Origin of the sequence: Bacteroides sp. FSHCM14E1 (genome assembly GCF_019633785.1) — a bacterium.
Classification (GTDB): Bacteria; Bacteroidota; Bacteroidia; order Bacteroidales; family Bacteroidaceae; genus Bacteroides; species Bacteroides hominis.
Window position 1 is genome coordinate 41,188 of record NZ_JADKYL010000006.1, and the last position, 18,333, is coordinate 59,520.

At 46.3% G+C, this 18,333-nt stretch carries 14 protein-coding genes; 4 read left to right on the forward strand and 10 right to left on the reverse strand.

Features of this window, described 5'->3' with window-relative positions:
• Positions 1-20: 20 nt before the first annotated feature.
• On the forward strand, positions 21-689 hold the full coding sequence (locus ISX59_RS10990) for a bifunctional 4-hydroxy-2-oxoglutarate aldolase/2-dehydro-3-deoxy-phosphogluconate aldolase (protein ID WP_032540475.1): 669 nt from the start codon (positions 21-23) through the stop codon (positions 687-689).
• Between the two features lie 125 nt (positions 690-814).
• On the opposite strand, the gene ISX59_RS10995 is transcribed toward ISX59_RS10990, so the two are convergent.
• From ISX59_RS10995 to ISX59_RS11040, 10 genes are all read right to left on the reverse strand, one after another.
• Positions 815-1,339 carry a threonine/serine exporter family protein gene (locus ISX59_RS10995; protein WP_005806704.1) on the reverse strand — a complete coding sequence of 175 codons (525 nt, stop codon included), beginning with the start codon at positions 1,337-1,339 and terminating at the stop codon, positions 815-817.
• The gene (locus ISX59_RS11000; RefSeq protein WP_005778412.1) at positions 1,336-2,109 is read right to left on the reverse strand and encodes a threonine/serine exporter family protein; all 774 of its coding nucleotides are present in this window, start codon (positions 2,107-2,109) and stop codon (positions 1,336-1,338) included. Before ISX59_RS11000 ends, ISX59_RS10995 begins: the two co-directional genes overlap by 4 nt.
• 725 nt (positions 2,110-2,834) lie before the next feature.
• Entirely contained in the window at positions 2,835-3,161 is a 327-nt protein-coding gene (locus ISX59_RS11005) for a DUF2149 domain-containing protein (protein ID WP_005778408.1), read from the reverse strand.
• Positions 3,158-3,760, reverse strand: coding sequence for a MotA/TolQ/ExbB proton channel family protein (locus ISX59_RS11010; RefSeq protein ID WP_005778404.1), 603 nt, complete (start codon positions 3,758-3,760; stop codon positions 3,158-3,160). Before ISX59_RS11010 ends, ISX59_RS11005 begins: the two co-directional genes overlap by 4 nt.
• A 38-nt stretch (positions 3,761-3,798) precedes the next feature.
• On the reverse strand, positions 3,799-4,488 hold the full coding sequence (locus ISX59_RS11015; protein ID WP_032540478.1) for a hypothetical protein: 690 nt from the start codon (positions 4,486-4,488) through the stop codon (positions 3,799-3,801).
• An 8-nt stretch (positions 4,489-4,496) separates the two neighbouring features.
• A complete protein-coding gene (locus ISX59_RS11020) occupies positions 4,497-8,762 on the reverse strand; it encodes a cobaltochelatase subunit CobN (protein WP_220575915.1) in 4,266 nt (1,421 codons plus the stop codon).
• 84 nt (positions 8,763-8,846) lie between these two features.
• Positions 8,847-10,991, reverse strand: coding sequence for a TonB-dependent receptor (locus tag ISX59_RS11025; RefSeq protein WP_032537031.1), 2,145 nt, complete (start codon positions 10,989-10,991; stop codon positions 8,847-8,849).
• Between the two features lie 29 nt (positions 10,992-11,020).
• Positions 11,021-11,692: an HmuY family protein gene (locus tag ISX59_RS11030; protein WP_005806696.1), complete on the reverse strand. Its 672-nt coding sequence runs from the start codon at positions 11,690-11,692 to the stop codon at positions 11,021-11,023.
• A gap of 4 nt (positions 11,693-11,696) precedes the next feature.
• Positions 11,697-12,548: a calycin-like domain-containing protein gene (locus tag ISX59_RS11035; protein WP_005806694.1), complete on the reverse strand. Its 852-nt coding sequence runs from the start codon at positions 12,546-12,548 to the stop codon at positions 11,697-11,699.
• Between the two features lie 40 nt (positions 12,549-12,588).
• Positions 12,589-14,109 (reverse strand): MAC/perforin domain-containing protein, encoded by a 1,521-nt coding sequence (locus ISX59_RS11040; RefSeq protein ID WP_005806692.1) that lies wholly within the window; start codon positions 14,107-14,109, stop codon positions 12,589-12,591.
• Positions 14,110-14,685: 576 nt separating this feature from the next.
• Between ISX59_RS11040 and ISX59_RS11045 the strand changes: the two genes are divergently transcribed.
• The 3 genes from ISX59_RS11045 (at position 14,686) to ISX59_RS11055 (ending at position 18,263) form a co-directional block, all read left to right on the forward strand.
• Positions 14,686-15,030: a DUF6686 family protein gene (locus tag ISX59_RS11045; RefSeq protein ID WP_005806689.1), complete on the forward strand. Its 345-nt coding sequence runs from the start codon at positions 14,686-14,688 to the stop codon at positions 15,028-15,030.
• A 46-nt stretch (positions 15,031-15,076) separates the two neighbouring features.
• On the forward strand, positions 15,077-15,985 hold the full coding sequence (locus ISX59_RS11050; RefSeq protein WP_005806688.1) for a cation diffusion facilitator family transporter: 909 nt from the start codon (positions 15,077-15,079) through the stop codon (positions 15,983-15,985).
• A 679-nt stretch (positions 15,986-16,664) separates the two neighbouring features.
• A complete protein-coding gene (locus ISX59_RS11055; RefSeq protein WP_005778385.1) occupies positions 16,665-18,263 on the forward strand; it encodes an aspartate:alanine exchanger family transporter in 1,599 nt (532 codons plus the stop codon).
• The last annotated feature ends 70 nt before the right edge of the window (positions 18,264-18,333 follow it).

Genomic DNA, 18,333 nt, shown 5'->3' on the forward strand with positions numbered 1-18,333 from the left:
TCAATTGTAAATAAATAGATATGGCTAAATTTGATAAAATGGCTGTCCTGACTAAGATGGGGACAACGGGCATGATTCCTGTATTCTATCACGAAGATGTGGAAGTGGCAAAGAAAGTGCTAAAGGCCTGTTATGAAGGTGGCGTCCGTGCTTTTGAATTTACAAACCGGGGGGATTTTGCCCAGGAGGTATTTGCCGGAATCGTGAAGTTTGCAACCCGTGAGTGTCCGGAAATGGCTATGGGTGTCGGTTCTGTGGTCGATCCGGCTACTGCGGCTTTATATATACAGTTGGGGGCTGACTTCGTGGTAGGGCCGCTATTCAATCCGGAGATTGCTAAGATATGCAATCGCCGGCTGATTGCATATACACCGGGATGCGGTTCGGTTTCGGAAGTGGGCTTTGCGCAGGAGGCCGGCTGTGATCTTTGCAAGATATTTCCGGGAGATGTATATGGTCCGAATTTTGTAAAAGGCCTGATGGCTCCGATGCCATGGTCCAAGTTGATGGTGACCGGTGGGGTGGAACCTACGAGGGAGAATCTGACGTCTTGGTTCAAGGCAGGTGCGTTCTGCGTAGGCATGGGGTCCAAATTGTTCCCGAAAGATAAAGTAACGGCCGGAGACTGGGGATATGTCACCGGGAAATGTGCCGAAGCCTTGGCTTACATTGCCGAAGCAAGGAAATAGGTGAAGTTTTCCGGTGTTTTTTTCACCACAGATTACACAGATTCCCACAGATTTTTGATTGTTCTTATCCATAAGATAAATCATTAATCTGTGGGAATCCGTGTAATTTGTGGTGAGCCTTTCTGTCAGCCCTTCTTTACCAGTTTCTTCAGTAAACGTGTAGCTGTGAATGACTGGCGGTGGAAGATAAATACCGGTACGGCAGCTCCTACAACCAGGGCAAACAACACAAAGATAGTGGTACTGCCATTGTGGAAGAAATCTACCAGATATTGCAAGGAGGCAGTTTCATCCTTGGTCTGCATAAACTTTGTCAGTGCCAGGATACTTTTATAAGCGAACATTCCCGGAATCATCGGCAGGAGAGACGGGAACGAGAATACCTCCGCCGGACAATGGATTGCCTTGGCAAAGGGGATGGCTAACAAACCGATGGAGACGGCAGCAAAGAAAGAGGCTGTGGCGATGTCCATCGTGAACAGATGCGTATGCATCAGGAAGTAGCGTAATCCGTGCCCAACGGCCGCCAGAAAAGCAGAGATCAATATGGCTTTTCGGGGTGGATTGGAGATGATGGCAAATCCGATGGCGGCAATGGCGGCGAATGCGCCGTCGAGTATAATGGCGGTTATAAATTCTATATTCATCATAAAGTGCTGATTCCGGTGATTAAAAGGGTCATTGAAAGGCCGATTGCTATACAAATAATAAGCAGACAGGCATTAATAAATCTCGATGTTCCCGCCAGTACATGTCCGTCGATGATGTCCATGATGGAGTTGATCAGTGGTACACCCGGGATCAGGTAGAGGACGCTGGTACCCAAAGCCATATCCGGAGTGGTTCCCCAGTGCATCAGGTAGCCTGTGCTGCCGATCATCGAGGCGATGAACGAAGAGATGATGAATACTGCCAGATGATTCCAGTGACGTCCCATTAGTTCGGTACGGACGAAGAAGCCTGCCAGGGTGGCGGCGAATACGATACCCATAGAAATAAAGTCGCCTTGGAACAGGCGGCAGAATGACGCATTGGCAAAAGCAACGAGGATCAGTACGAGCCATTTGCTTTCGCGCGGCTTGCTGACTATTTCGTGATAACGTCGCTGGAGTTCAGTGAGAGACAGATGCTCGTCATACGCTTCCCAGCTCAGGGTGCTGAGGGCGGAGTTGATGGCGAAATTCAGCCCCATGGGTTTGATTTTGTTTACTGTGCTGTACGAGTGTGAGTTATCGGCGTCGCGTAACGTCATGATGATGGTTTTCTGAAAGATGGTCATGTCACAGAAAAAGCCGAAAGATTCGGCAATTCGCGATGTGTTTCGTACGATGCGTGATGTCTGTACACCTACGGCCATCAGGCTGGTGGAATATTCAGACAGGAATTTAGATAGTTCTTTTAATTCTTGGTGGATGTCCATAAGGTTTTGATCTTTTTACTCTTTCTTAAATCAGTGATACATACATGTTGCTTTTCTACATTTCCGGTGAAGGGAATGCGGTTGATGTGTCTGTATAGTGCTTCGATTCCGGTTTAGGTCTTAGATGGGGGATATCCTTTTTAACGGGTGAATTGCGTCTTTTCGGGGGACAAAGGTAATCAAAAAAATTGCAGGCAAAAGGAGAAGTAGGTTTCTTTTTGGAGAGTTGTTGATCTGTTTCAATTGAAAGGAAATGATATTTGCATAAAGGCGGAATTCCCGGAAAGTTTGTTTCCGGTTGTTATTCAGAGCCGTGAGACAGCATTGGGCTTTTGATTCGTGGGGGGAGAAAAAGATTTAAGAGTTTCCGAAAAAGACTTAAACGTTTTCCGAAAAAGACTTAAACGTTTTCTGAAAAGACTTAAACGTTTCGCTGAGAATGCTTAAGTGTTTCACTGAAAAGACTTAAACGTTTGAGGGCAAAAAGGTTCAGGTCTTTTGTTTGCCGGCCGACAACCGGATACTGAAATTCCCGTCTGCAGAGTGCCGGATGGGTATATCAGCAGTTCACCACAGAACAGCAGGCTACACAGAGAAGATAATTGCTTGGATTATCTGTAAACCGCATCTCTGTGTGATTTGCTGATCTGTGGTGAAACAGACTCTTGACATGCCCTTTTATACGCTGTTTGCCAACTTTCGGGGGACAGTCCTGTCGAGAGTACTTATTCTTCCGGGACGTAGATGATTTCCCCGTTATCCAATTCATAGGCAATACCTACCTTCTTTCCCTTCTTGCCGCTTTTCTGCTGGTCTTCCGAAGGAGTATAACGGTTGATCTTCTGTCCTTCTTTGGTGATGATTTCCATATTCTCTTTTCCGGGGTTTTTCACCATGGTGTAGTCTTCCTGAGAGAACACTTCGGTCATGTTGTAGCGGCTGACAAGAGCTACCATCAAGGCTACGGCAAATACCATGGCTACATCGAACAGGTTCGATACGACGCTGATCGGGTCGGCATCTTCTTCTTTTCTGAGCAGGTTTCGTTTCATCGGGCCGCACGTTTTTCGTTCAACAATTCGGAAAGAAACTCCAGATTGGTCATATCCTGAAGATACCAGCGCTGTTTCACCTGTTGAGTGAGGAACCCTACGGCTCCAGCTACCAGTCCGACAACGGTAGTGGCAAAAGCGATCTGCATGTTATAGGCCATCGAAGCGATGTCACCGCTTGCCAGTCCGGCAAGGGCGGGACCCATCGGAATAAGTGTGCCCATCAGTCCGAGGATAGGGCCGAGCTTGGTCAGTGTTTTAGAAATGGCGAGGTCTTTGTCGGCTGCAATCTCGAAGTTGGCGAGCAGGCGTTGTACCTGTGCCGGACTATCGTGTGCTTCGAGTACCTGGCGGATATAGGATATGACGAGGGATGATGATTTCTCCGGCAATTTGGCTGCCAGTTCAGTAACAGTGGCAGGAGTGAGTGCGTTCAGTTCGTTGCGGAGCAGTGCCTCTGTCTTGCGTATCGAAAGATACTGTCCGTAGAAACTGCCGACCAACAGAAGTGCACGGCCGAATAATACGATAAGCAATACGATAACAGGAACGAGCAGTCCTGTAGAAATCCAATATAAAATGTCTGATATGATATTCATTGTCGATCAGTTTTAAAAAGTTGATTTACCTGTTGTTTTTATGATTGATTACTTTTTTTCTTCAGTCTCCACCATCCGAGTCCGATGGCGCTGCCGATGACGGTTATTCCTCCGACGCCGGCCAGTGCTCCCCAGTTCACTTCACTGACTCCGGCTACGGAAGTCCGTCCGTTCACGGTAGCGACAATCCCCAGGATGGCTACCAATGCGTTAGTGAGGAAGAAGAGTTCCAACCGCAGTTCTTTCTCCGGAAGGAGATAGAGCAGCACCCGGCGTCCCACGGGGATGGCTATTAACACACAAGCGGCATACCCCCACGCCACGGTGGTGAATGGTGTCCCCGGGAAAGCAAAGATAAGATAGACCAGCCCGCTGAATAATACCGGGAAGATAAGCAGTCCCGGAAACCATCTCAGGAATCGGTAGGTGAGCAGCGTGCGGGGCTTTACCGGATAGGCACTGGCAACGTGTACCGCCAGCATGGCATAGGCCATCTGGAGGCTGACCTCGATAGTCAGTAAAACGGAAGTGTCCAGCATCAGGGCGGTGTTGCCCAGCCAGTCGGCAATCTGTGTTTTCGACTGCTCGATGGCATACGGCCACATCAGTCCCGCAAACAGGGCGGCAACGGCAGCGATGATGCCTACCGCCACTGCTTTCCAGAAAGTCTGTTTCAGCAGAAAGTTGAATGCTATTAACAGCATTAATACAAGTACGACTGTATCCATACTCCTGATTATTCTGATGTTTTACGACGTTTGCGGACAAAGAGTACGAGTGCCAGTATCACCACTACTACGGCTGCACCCACGGCAATGTTGCTCAGGGTTGTCTTTTGTTCTTCCGGTGTCCGGTTTATCTCTTCTTTCTTCATCACCATTCCTTTGGCATCGCCCGAAGCTTTTGCTTCACGTATCCTGGTGATGTTTTCCTTGTACTGTGCGGCAGCCGGAGCATCCGACTTGGAAGCGATGTATTCGCGCAGTTTGGCATTGTCGCATACAAAACCCGAGCACGACGGACGATACTTGTTTACCGTTTCGGTATGGAGTTTTGCCAGTTCGGCAACCTGCTCGGCGCTTGCTTTCCACAGACCTTTGCGGGCACTTTCGAGCATGACGGCAGTCATCTCTTCAAGGGCGGCGGGACTTTGTGTTTCGAAGAACTCTTTCACGTTCAGATTGTATTCGTCTTTTACGTATACATTGTAAATGTTGTCCCAAAGTTCTTTGTCGATGGCGGCAGGTTTCATCACGTTCCAGCCATATGTATTGGTTACAGTTTCGGCAAACTCGGCGGCAGAGGAAGAACCGCCTTTCATCTTCTCTTTAATGTAAGCGGGGTTGAGGATGGTGGTGCGGCTTTCTACACCGACAGCCTCTTTGACTTCTTGCATGCGCATGTGGTTACGGTTGCGATAATCGCTCAGGTAAGCGTCGGGGTCCTTGCCGGTCACGTTGCGTACGGCAAGGTTCATGCCTCCCATAAACTCGTATACGTGGTCGAGACTCAGTGCCCCCCATGTATTGCTCTGACGAGGCTGAACCACTACATCCGTACGGGTCAGTGCGGCTTCAAAAGCATATTTCCGGAAGGCCTCCCAGTTCTTTTCGCTACCGTAGTAAGCACCCATATTATTAAGGTAAGTGGCGGCTATTTCTGATTCATTTTCCCAGCGGTCACCGGATTCGACCATCTCCTGGATACCTGTGCCGTACATTCCGTTGGCACCGCCGAACACACGGAAAGCAGCCATCTCACGGGCATCCTTCGGGCTTACCCCTTTCTCGGTCAGTGCCCGTTCGGCTTCTACCACACTTGCCGCTACCTGGTTTTCATATTTGTCGTCTTTGGCAGCCGCGGCCATCTCTACCGCACGGTTGATCAGGAAAAGGCGGGATGCTGCAATATCACGGAGCTGTCCCGATGTCTGTACCACTACGTCGATACGGGGGCGCCCCAATTCGGCCGATGGAATCAGCTTCAAGTCACTGACACGCCCGAAGGCGTCACGAACCGGCTCTACACCGAGCATATACAATACCTGTGCGATGGTAGCTCCTCCCGTTTCAATGAATTCGGCAGACCAGAGTGTGTAGCTGACTTTACGGGGAATGCTGTCGTTATGACGGCTTCGGTAAGTTTCGATGGTTTGTTTGGCCAGTGCCACTCCTTTTTCCCAGGCCGACTCCGAAGGAGTGGCTTCTGCGTTGATGGCGTACATGTTGCGTCCTGTAGGCAGAGTGTTGGGGTTTGCAATCGGATCACCACCGGGTGAAGGCGCAGTGTATCCGCCATTCAGGGCATTGACCAGGCTGGCGAGCTCTTTCTCGGGACTGTCGGCCAACTCTGTCTTATAGTTACCCACGTTTCGGATGGTGCGTTCCACCTCCGTCAAGGCAAGGGCGAAGTTGATTTCCTCTTTGCTGTATTCTTTTTGGGCAGGTTTCTTTCCCACTTTTTGAGGATTCATCTTTGCTTCCATCTTCTTCAGGGCTTCCGGACTGGCACCCATTTTCTTTGCCATTTCCATGGCCTTGGACGAATCCATGTGAGCACCCATCTCTTTCATTTTCTCCTTCATGGCTTCCAGCATCTTATGTGTTGCCTTTCCGGTCTTGTCCTCTGCCTTGTTTTTGGCAGCGGCAGCCATCATCATCGCCATCATTCCTTTCGGAGCATTGCGTGAAGCTTCTATTTCGCGTGCTTTCGCCAGTTCTTCGGGGCTGACACCGGCTGTACGGCAGATCAGTTCGTCTGTTGCCAGTGCAGGGTTGCTTATCAGTTTTTCTACCAAAGCACGGGCCGGATTTAGGTAACGCTGCGTAAAGAGGGAGCGGTGCTTCTCTACATCGGCTGTCGCTTTGCCACGTTGTTTGTCGAGTGACAGGAGGCTGTAAGCTATCGGCTCGGTTGCCATGGCAAGTACGGAAGAAGTGATACGCTCCGCTTCATAGGGTATACCCATTGTATAAAGCTGTCCGGTGATTTTTTCCGTGGCCAGTTCTTCGGCGAAGTTCTCCACACGTGCCACTTCATCCTCGCTGTATGGGCGGGTCAGTAAGCTGTCCAGTCCCAGTTCACGGTGAATGCCCAGTTTCACGGTGAGTGCTTTCACGGCAAGCGACTGCTTCTCTTTTGATCCGGTGGCATTATTGTAAATCTTGATTTTCTCCATCAGGTCACGGTAGATACCCCGTACGCTACTTTCGAGGAAAGGAGGCGTGAGGTAAGATTGCAGGGTGGCATACGAACGGCGTTTGGCTATCATGCCTTCTCCCACGTTGCCGATGGAATAAATGTAAAGGTGCGGAAGAGTTCCCACAAGGCGGTCGGGCCAGTCGTTGCTGCACAGCGCCACCTGTTTCCGTGGAGTGAATTCAAGGCTTCCGTGCGTACCGAAGTGAATCATCGCATCTGCCTTGAACCCGTGCTGCATCCAGAGGTACGAAGCGATGTAAGTGTGGGGAGGTGCAGCATTGGTGCCATGCACCACCTGGAAGGCATTATCTCCGCTGCCGGCTGCCACCTGCGGCATCAGTACTACGTTGCCGAACTGCAACCGTGCGATGCCCAGACGTCCGTCGGACGTAGTCATGTATTGGCCGGGGAACTCACCGTTGGCAGCTACCACTTCAGCGTATTTTTCGGGACGGAGCGATGCTTTCACCCAGCTTTCGTATTGCTCTTTGGTCACCAGTTCGGGGTTACCGGTTTTCATAAATTCATCAAAAGCTCCCTCTGCATACATGCCGAATACGGCTCCCTGTGCCTGGATCATTTTCTCCAGGTCCTTGGCATTGGCAGGGAGGTTTTCCACCCGGTAACCTTCTTTCTTCATCCTCAACAGCAGGTTGTAGAGCGAGGGGCCTACTTCCATTCCGCTTGCTGTCAGCGCATTCTGTCCGGGACCTTTATAGTAGACGATGACTATGTGCTTCTCGCTGTTGGGTTTTGTTTTCAGGGAAAGGTAGTTGTTCACTGTGCTTACGAACGTTTCCAACCGTTCGGGAACAGCAAATGAATGTTGCAATCCTTCGTCATCTTTGTATTGGGCAAAGAGGGCGAACGGGCGGATGGCACCGTCAATTTCCGGTGTCACTACGCTTTGCGAAAGAAACCCGCCGGACATACCCATCGGGTCGTTTTCCCAGTCTTCCACCAGACTGTTGATGGTGAGCGGGGCGAAGAGAGGAATGTTGTGCTCTTTCAGATATTCCACCATGGCGTCGCCCATACGTCCGTGTGCCATGTTGATAACGGCATCCGGTCCGATTTCACGGACGAACTCCATGAACCGGGTGAAAGAAGAGACCGGATACACGTTGTGTCCCGCCTCTTCGAGTGCTTTAATCAGTTCCGTGGCATCCGCCATCTGTCCGGTGATCACAATCTTGCGTGCCCCCTCTTTATAGAGTCCGTTTTCGCGGAGAAACTTTTCATAATCGGACACGTTTAGGAATTCCATTTCGTCATCCGGATTTTTCACTCCGGCGTGGTAGAGAAGATCGGTCGGTTTCTCTACCGGTGCTTCCGGTGCAGGTGCCGAGATCAGCTTGCCGTCAATCTCTTTGCGGACATACGAAAGCAGATTCCGGTAGTTTACCTTTCCGGCATGGGTAAGATATTGGCGTATCTGTTTCATCTGTACCGAATCGAGGTTGCAGATATTGTTTGCGGGGTTGGTTGCCATGGAGGTGTACACCGGTACGCCTTTGTCGGCTGCCCGTTGTATCAGTTGGCGCTGCTCTTCGACGATGCGCAATCCCATACCGTTGACGAACACCATATCGTAGTTCGTCAGTTCGTCCAGGTGATCCGTAGAGACTTCTCTTAGTTTGACAAACGAGTTGTCGTTCGCCTTTGAAATATTTCCCAGATTGATGGTCTGGAAATTGACAAAGGCAATCTTCGTGGCACTGAAACAGGTCCGCCAGACAAATACTCCGACGAGTATTGCCGCGGCCACGCAACAGGCTGTGATGATTTGTTTCTTTTTCATATTGCTTCTTGTTCTTTGGTTTATTTCGTTCTTATTATATGCCGATCGTACGATCGGAGATACCGGCTGACTTAGCCTCTTCCGCTATTTTCTGAACATCTGATCGATGTCCAGCGATAACCCTACGGAAAAGTTGGTTCCCGTTGTATAGGGCGAATTGGCGTAATAATAATCGGGGCGATAGTTGAACAGGTTGTTGACAGCCATATTCACATTGATTCCCTTCCATACTCTTTGTGTGAGGATCAGGTTCCACATGGTATATCCCGGATAAGTTACTTTTTCCGTCCCTGCATTCGGATCATTGGAGGTGTATTGGTTGGTTTTCACCTGTGACAAAGCCCGTCCGTCCAGTGACAGATTGAAGTCATAATGATCCCACGTCTTGCCGTATTCCAGCCGTACCGTAGCCGAGTGGGGGCGGGTAGAACTGAGTTTCGTTTGTCCGTTACGCATGAACTCGTGGATGTACGTGTACGAGATGCGTGCACCTATGCCGCAAGGATATTTGGCGGAAGCATTGGCATCGATTCCGGCAATGTCTACCCGTGGAGTATTGATATACTTTTGTGCGATCATTCCGTCGGTATCTCTGAAAGAGGTGTACTCGATGCGGTCGCGCACCATGTTATAATATCCTGTCAGCGTAAAATTATAACGGTTTTTGGTGTATTCTCCCGAGAGCGAGAAGTTATGGCTGGTTTCCGGGTCGAGATCCGGGTTACCGTAAATCATCATGGTGTTTGCCATGTAGAAATTCATGTGCATCTCCTTCAAAGTTGGCGAACGGAATCCTTGCGCATAAGAGCCCCTCAGCGAACAGTTGCCTATCTTGTACATCAATCCCAGATGGGGTGAGAAATGGCGCACGTCCGATTCGGAGAAGTAGTCGAATCGCAATCCGGCAATTACGTTGAAATGCTCTGTCGGGTTCCAGTCAAACTGCCCGAAAGCATCGGCGGAATGCATCGTATAATCACCGCTCTCCTTGAATTGGTACGACATCAGGTAGTCCCTCAAATAGTCGCCTCCGACCGTCAGCGTATTTTTATCGTTGAAAGTATAATTGTAAAGGGCGCGTACACTATGTTGCACATTGCTGTAGTCGCGGATATCATTTTTGTACGATACCAGATAGTCGCTCTTGTCATACTGGTCGAATGTATAAGCCAACTCCAGATTGCTTTTCGTGTTGAAGTCATAATTCCCTTTCAGACCGCCACTGAATCCGCGATAGCGGTTCTTGGTCTCTGAGGAGGCATCCCGTTCGCGGAAATAATAACCGGCACGCGCCGTCAGCCGTAGCTGTTCGTTCGGGGTGAACATCAGGCGTTCCTTTACGTTCCAGGTCTTGTTGCCCCTAATGGTTGTATAGTCTCCCCGTTTTACGTGGATGGAGTCTATGTTGGTATATTGTACGTTAGTCTGGCTGTAGAACTTGCCGGCATTGAACCCTACTGTACCTCCATGTCGCTGATCGTTATGTACTCCGAAACGAGTATTGAGGTTCAGGTTCCACGGATCGTCCGAAGCCTTGGTGATGATATTGATTACCCCTCCAATGGCACTCGAGCCATACAGCGTAGAGGCCGCGCCTTTTACTATCTCCACTCGTTCTACATTGTCCAGGTTGAGGCGGTTGTAGTCTATATTATCCAGTGTTTCTCCAGCCAGGCGTTCGCCGTCTACCAGAAAGAGGACGGCATTTCCGCCGAATCCCTGCATATTGAGCTTTACCTGTTGATCCATTGAATAAGAAAACTCAATACCCGGCAGTTCCACTTGAAGCAATTGCCCGATGTTGGTTGCGTCCACTTTTTTCAGATCGCTGGCTGTAATTACCCGGGTGATGATCGGAGCGTCTTTCAGCAGTTTCGGAGTACGTGTTCCGGTGATAACTACGGTACCCAGATCCATCTGATCTTCTTTCAGGATGAAGTCGAGACGGCCTTGCCGGGCGGCCGTTGTTTTCTTTGTAGTGGTTACATATCCGACGAAGGAGACTTGAATAGTGTACTCCTTCTGGTCAGGCAGTGCCAGGGTGTAGTGTCCTTCCGTATCGGTAGTGGTACCGACGGATGGTTTTTCTTTTAGAGTAATGGTAGCGCCTACCAGTGATTCTTTGTTGGTATCGATCACTTTACCGGTTATTTTATGTTGTGCGGCAGCTGCTGTCGTCAACAAGAGGGCTGCGAAGAGGCAATATGCCGATTTTAGTAGTCTTTGCATATCTATTTTTATTTGTCTTTATCAGAGTATTATGGTTCGTATGGGTAGAGGTAGTCAAAAGTCATGTATCCCTTTGTGCCCGCAGCATTCATATAACTCACCAAGCGGATGGCAGCCATTGTGCCGTCTTTCATCTTGAGCAGATATACTTTGTTGGACGGAGTGTAAATGGGGGGCATTTCACTGGTATCGATGTTGAGCCATTTCGAAAGTTCCGGATTGTAGTCCGATGGGGCGTAGATCAGGTATCCGTCATCTTCCATCATGTGTGAAACATCGACAGCTATTTTGTTCGTGGTCCATTCGTCGGCGACAAAGGTACCTTGAGGCATGCTGCCTGCGTTTTTCAGTGCATTCAGGCTTTGGTATTCGGTTTCAAGCACTTCACCGCCATTGGTCTTTACATCGTATCGATGAATGGCAAGATCCCATGCGGCCGGATCATCCGCACCTTCTACGGTAACCTTGGCCGAGTCAATCTGCAGGCTGTGCAGGTTGATATAGTTCCACTTTGTATATTGGGTAGCGTCCACCCGTACTGTACCGCTGTGATTGGCACGGTCTATTGCAATGAAACCGAAATCCTTTGCAGTTTCCGGTTCGTCATAGATGTTACTCAATATCCCATTACAAGCTGAGAACGATATGAGTATCGTTCCCAGCAGAGTAATGGCTAAACAAAACAAAGTCGCCTTTTTCATCTTTTTATTTCTTTCCTTTAAATTGTGCAGTAATATCAATTGGCATGGCACCTGGTTTGAAGGTGAAAGTAATGTTAGCTTCACTATTGGTCACCGTACCCGAAATAGTTCCGGTAATTTTGGTGTTGTTGGTATCAGTAGCGCTAATACTTCCCTCTATTTTGAAAGTGCTATTGTCTGCACTGGTAACTTTAACATCTGTTACAGTGAAGTCTCCTAAATTCATACCTTTGCCTGTTTCAGATTTATTCAAATTGGAGAGTCCCTTAAGAGTGACCTCTACAGTATCGTCAGATGAACGTTTCATGCTGACTTTACAGTCTGTAATATCCGGATACGTAGTCGATCCGACGCTGACTGATAAATTGGCTTCTTTGCTGTAAGTGCCCGAAACATGATATGACAAAGGTAGTGTTCCCTGGATAAACTCAATGGCAAGCCCTCCCATCACACTTGGTACATTAACTTTGAGGGTTAGCTTTTTCTGATCATCTACACTTCCCGTGAGTGTAAAATCCTTTGTGCCAGCAGGTTTATCGTTCATAGAAAGTTCTACCTGGCCTGATCCCTCGAATGTTTTGGAAGTAACTTTGATATTATTCAATTTAAACTCACCCGATCCGGAATCATAATTTATATTAATAGTGCCATCCTCATTAGGCGCAATTGTTACTACTGACTTTTCTCCCATTACGTAGTCAGTAAACATTGCACAATTACCTATTGAGTAACCTTCGTATTTTCCGGCTACATCCTGAGGCTTATTCGTACCATCATCATCGTTATTACATGCGCTAAAAAGAGATAACATTCCCAAAAGGAGAAGTGTGCTCGGTGTAAATAATTTCTTTTTCATTGTTAAAAATATAAATGTTAATTAATAGTGCTTGTCCTTCTTATTGTATTGTATCGTCATCCCACATATTTAAAGTATATCGTGGAATCCATAATCTTGAATTTGTATCGTCTTCTGATATTGTTCTAAACTTATAATCTGTACACAGAAATTTGTTTAAATGTTTGTTTAAGACTGTTATATAACCATCCGGAGTGAATTTTAGACTCCAACTTTTTTCATCGTGACTGGCTGGGGCAGATTGATATGGTTGGAAATCACGATATGATAGAAGATAGCTCATGAATCCTATTGCTGACATTTCTTTTCCATATTCACCTTGGCAATAGAGAGGAAATTTATAACCTTGGTCACTTGGAGCTTTTGCTAATTCTCCGGTTTTTTCATTTTGTAGTTTATACATAGGTGTACTTTTGCCTGTAACTATCTCTCCGCTTTTACTACCTATTATACCTAAATTACTCCCTCTCTTTTCTAATTCAGCAAGTATTTTGGTTTTTATTTTAGGATCATCTACAAGTTCCCAAATACCAATCATTTTCTTTGTGTCACTAGCCACTAAAACAGATGTCTTTTTATTAATACTTTTTATCCATTCCTTGTAATTGAAAATATCTGAGTTGATTGTCCCATCTTCTTCTATGTATCTTTTTACAGCCTGAATTTCTGATCCCCCTGCTTGGAGAATAGTTAATGATGTGTTCTTTAAGTAGTTACTTTTGCTTATTGAAGAGGCTGTAGATGCACTGATTATTTTAAAAATTTTGGTTGAAAACTTAAAGAGTTCATCTTTATTATCAGAATGATCTATAGCTGATGTTACTACACTTAATTTTCCACCTAAAACGAAATCTACAAGTACATGTGTACCGTAATCATTTATGATTTCTTTTCCGCTGGCATGCTTTAATGCATATCTAAATTCATCAGTTAAGAAGTATTTTAGACGTTCTATACTTGAGGAACTTAAGTATAATCTACGGACATTTCGAATAATATCCATCTTATAAAAAGAATATTCATCTTTTGTTTCAAAATTACTGTCGTACTCTGCAGAAAATTGTATTCCTCCCCACGGAAGAAAACCTAGCTTTAGTTTACCTTTTGCGGAAATGGATTTTTTAAACTCTTTTTTGGATTTCTCAAATACTTCGGTAGCTGTGACATCTCCATGCATCATGGATTCTTCTATAGTACCTTTTGGAAATATTTTTTTTTCACCTGTTATTGGATCTATTCCCACACCTGACTCGAATCTTTTTAAATCGATAACTTTATTAGCAGCTCCGTTTGGATTATCTCCTGTTGCATATAAACAGTTATATCCATAACCTATTAAGTCATTGACTCCATCCCCCGAAGAACGAGTTATTTGAGGAGAATATGTGATAGTTTTAATTGTGATTCCATTTTCTTGTGGCAATTGATCCAATTCATTATTAGGATTATCTGTGACCAGATCTGTTTTATTGCATGATACTATAATGAAACTGATTCCCAAAAGACTTAGTTTGATCAATAGTTTGGAATAATTTTTATATGAAATTTCTTCTCTTTTCATTCCTATATTATTTTATTTATAACTGTTTGCAAAGGTAGGTGCACTAAAAAGGTGTTACAATACCTAAACAGAATGAAAAAGGTTGGCTTCAGTACCTATTAATAAGTAGATGTGTTAGCGAATAGAGAGCGAAAAGCTGGTTTGTGCTATGATCTGTAAAAATATGGTATATACAAGCAAGGAAATACAATTTTACTTGGCTATCTATTTTGTATATTGTCATCATATGTGTGGTGAAGAATTGAAATATCATGTAGTAGTTATGAGTCTTCTGAAAAGTGATCTAAGTGTTATGTTATTGTCTGAAAACAATTCAGTTATTGAAGACAATAATATTCCATGTAAGAATAGGAGTAGCATTGCGGATGGTCGTAGCGGAAGTTTTGGTGAAAACCGCAGTAAGGGTGGTGAAGTATCCCACCGCTTCTGAATATTGAGATCTCTTTATACTATAATAGTACGATAAACTTTGCTCCCTATATGTGATTACCGGTTGCCTGATAATTAGGCATTAATAGGTATTGTCTTCCCACAGTGCTCTGCGTACTTTTGTGCCATTACTAAAATTTCGAAGTTATGATGGAATTAATCAGCAAAACCCGTAATGGAATGATAACCTACTGTGCCCACTGTAAAGTGTATCATCTGGAATTTGGCAACCTCTTCTTTCGTCTGTCCGAGGCCGGTCTTGAATGTCTCCGCAATTATATTGTATCAATCAACGGATCTTATTGTGAGAAGGCAAACCGGAAAATGAATGCTAACCGGAAGATCTTTCTGAAGTTGCCGGCACAGAATGTTTATTTCTGTGTCTGCCAGGCTGAACTTGAAGAACTGAAGTCTCTGGTGTTACTACAGGCACCGGCCGGTGAAGAGGCAGACAACCTGATCTCTTTTATGTATGATATTTCATTGAACTAATTTGTCTGCCGGACTGTTTTAAAAGTAGATAAATATCTTATCGATAATGGTACATTCTCACGAACATCATCATGAGCACGTCCATGAGTTGACGTCGCTCAATAAGTCTTTTATAATTGGCATTACGCTGAACATTTTGTTTGTCCTCGTTGAGTTCGGCATCGGTTTCTATTATGATTCTTTGGGTTTACTCTCCGATGCCGGACACAATTTGGGCGATGTGGCAAGTCTTGTGTTGGCTATGCTCGCTTTCCGGTTGGCAAAAGTGCACCCTAACAGCCGTTATACGTATGGTTATAAAAAAAGTACGGTATTGGTATCTTTGCTCAATGCTGTCATCCTTCTGGTTGCTGTCGGTATTATCGTCACTGAAAGTGTGGAGAAATTATTTCATCCTGTTCCCGTTGAAGGTGCTGCCATTGCTTGGACAGCCGGGGTAGGGGTAGTCATCAACGCCATCACAGCCTGGCTCTTTATGAAGGATAAAGAAAAGGATCTTAATGTGAAGGGAGCTTATCTGCACATGGCTGCCGATACGTTGGTATCAGTGGGAGTAGTCATTTCGGGTATTGTCATCATGTACACCGGCTGGACGATTGTCGATCCGATTATCGGTCTGGTGATTGCTGTTATAATTGTTATATCAACCTGGGGCTTGCTGCATGACAGCCTTCGCCTCTCACTTGATGGAGTCCCTGTAGGCATCGATAGTGGGAGGATCGGACAGGTTATATTGGCACAATCTGGGGTAGAGGGATACCATCATCTACACATCTGGGCGTTGAGCACTACCGAGACAGCCTTGACTGCCCATATTGTGATAAACGATTTACGCCGCATGGAAGAGGTGAAGCACAAGATCAAGAACGAACTGGCACATGCCGGTGTCAGCCATGTCACTTTAGAGTTTGAGTATAAAGGGGCTTGTTGTGAAGGGGAAGATTGTATGTGTTGAGAAAATCAGTTCTTCTTGAAAAGCAATTTGTCAATCTGATATTTAAAACGTGTCAGAATCCTCTGTTTGGCTTCCTGTCCGGAGGCCTTGGAAAAAAACGCAGGGAAATCGCTTCACTCTTTTTTGTATTGGCAGATATTACATCCGTCCGGTTGCCATCCGATAGCAATTGGAATCCATTTTGGTAAATAAGGGTCTTCTTTTATATTTCTACTTTCTATTTGATCATTTGTCTATAACTTGGACAGTAGGTGAAATAGAAGGAAAAGATCTTTCCAATGTCTTTTCCTCACTTGGATAATACCTTCCACTCCGTATCATTATGGTATATTAGCCGGAGGGTTACGCCATCCCGGCCGGATGGCGTAACCCTTTTGTGTTTATCCTTACCCGTTTTTGCCCGGAAGTCCGTAAATTCACCCTGTTTATACTGCCTTGGGAAGGGGGGAATCCGTTCGCTTCTGCCGAATTTTCTTCTGTTTTGCTCTCTTATTGCGGTTGTACGTGTTAGTGAATTATTTTCTTTTGCATCTTTTTGTTAATGATCTACCCCATATGTCTATCTTTATGTTTATAAATACTTTGCAGACCTTGGAAATTACTTCTTCTTTTACTATAACCGAAAACAGTTTTTTACGTACCTTTGCACCACTAACAACTAAAATTAACCTTTTTATTTATGTTTACTGACTTATTGCACTCCTCTTATTTCTCGCTCTTCCTTATCGTAGCGTTAGGCTTCATGTTGGGAAGAATCAAGATCAAGGGGCTATCGCTCGATGTGTCGGCGGTCATCTTCATTGCCCTTCTTTTTGGGCATTTTGGTGTAATTATCCCAAAGGAACTGGGTAATTTCGGATTGGTACTTTTCATTTTTACGATCGGTATCCAGGCAGGTCCGGGATTTTTCGATTCTTTCCGTAGTAAAGGGAAGACGCTGATCATCATTACACTTCTTATCATTGCTTCGGCCTGCTTTACGGCTATCGGTTTGAAGTATGCTTTCGATATAGATACTCCCAGTGTGGTAGGTCTGGTTGCCGGAGCGCTGACCAGTACGCCGGGTCTGGCTGTTGCCATCGACAGCACCAATTCTCCATTGGCGTCTATCGCTTATGGTATTGCCTATCCGTTCGGTGTGATTGGCGTCATCCTGTTCGTGAAGCTGTTGCCTAAGATTATGCGTATTGATCTTGACAAGGAGGCCCGTCGCCTCGAGATAGAACGCCGGGGACAATTCCCGGAGTTGGGGACCTGTATCTACCGCATCACGAATCCGAGCGTATTTGGCCGCAGCCTGATGCAGATCAATGCACGTGCCATGACAGGAGCCGTTATTTCACGTCTGAAACATCAGGAACAGATATCCATCCCAACAGCCCATACAGTGCTTCGTGAAGGAGACTACATCCAGGCAGTGGGTAGCGAGGAAGCATTGACCCAACTGGCCGTACTGGTGGGTGAACGTGAAGAAGGTGAACTTCCATTGGAAAACACGCAGGAGATAGAATCGTTGCTGTTGACCAAAAAGGACATGATAAATAAACAGCTGGGCGACTTGAACCTGATGAAGAATTTCGGCTGTACCGTGACCCGTGTTCGCCGAAGCGGCATCGACCTTTCACCGTCACCCGATCTGGCACTGAAGTTTGGTGATAAACTGATGGTGGTGGGCGAGAAGGAAGGTATCAAAGGAGTAGCCCGTTTACTGGGAAACAATGCCAAGAAGCTGTCCGACACCGATTTCTTCCCTATTGCCATGGGTATTGTGCTGGGAGTTATTTTCGGTAAGCTTAATATCTCGTTCCCGGGAGGATTATCTTTCTCACCGGGATTGACTGGTGGTGTGCTGATGGTGGCTTTGCTGCTGAGCGCGGTAGGTAAAACAGGTCCTATCCTCTGGTCTATGTCAGGCCCTGCCAACCAGTTGCTCCGTCAGTTGGGATTGTTGCTTTTCCTGGCCGAAGTAGGCACATCGGCCGGTAAGAATCTGGTTGCTACTTTCCAGGAGAGCGGTTTGTTGCTGTTCGGAGTAGGTGCAGCCATCACCCTCGTACCGATGTTGATCGCTGCGTTCGTTGGGCGTCTGGTGTTTAAAATCAGTCTGCTCGATTTGCTGGGTACCATAACCGGTGGCATGACCAGTACACCGGGGCTTGCCGCTGCCGATTCCATGGTAGACAGCAATATCCCGAGTGTAGCTTATGCAACGGTATACCCGATTGCAATGGTATTCCTGATCCTGTTTATACAGGTGATAGCAACGGTAGTATACTAAGTTATTCCACCGGAGAGTTCCGGGGGCATGTCAAATTTTACCACAGAGGACACAGAGTGACACAGAGATA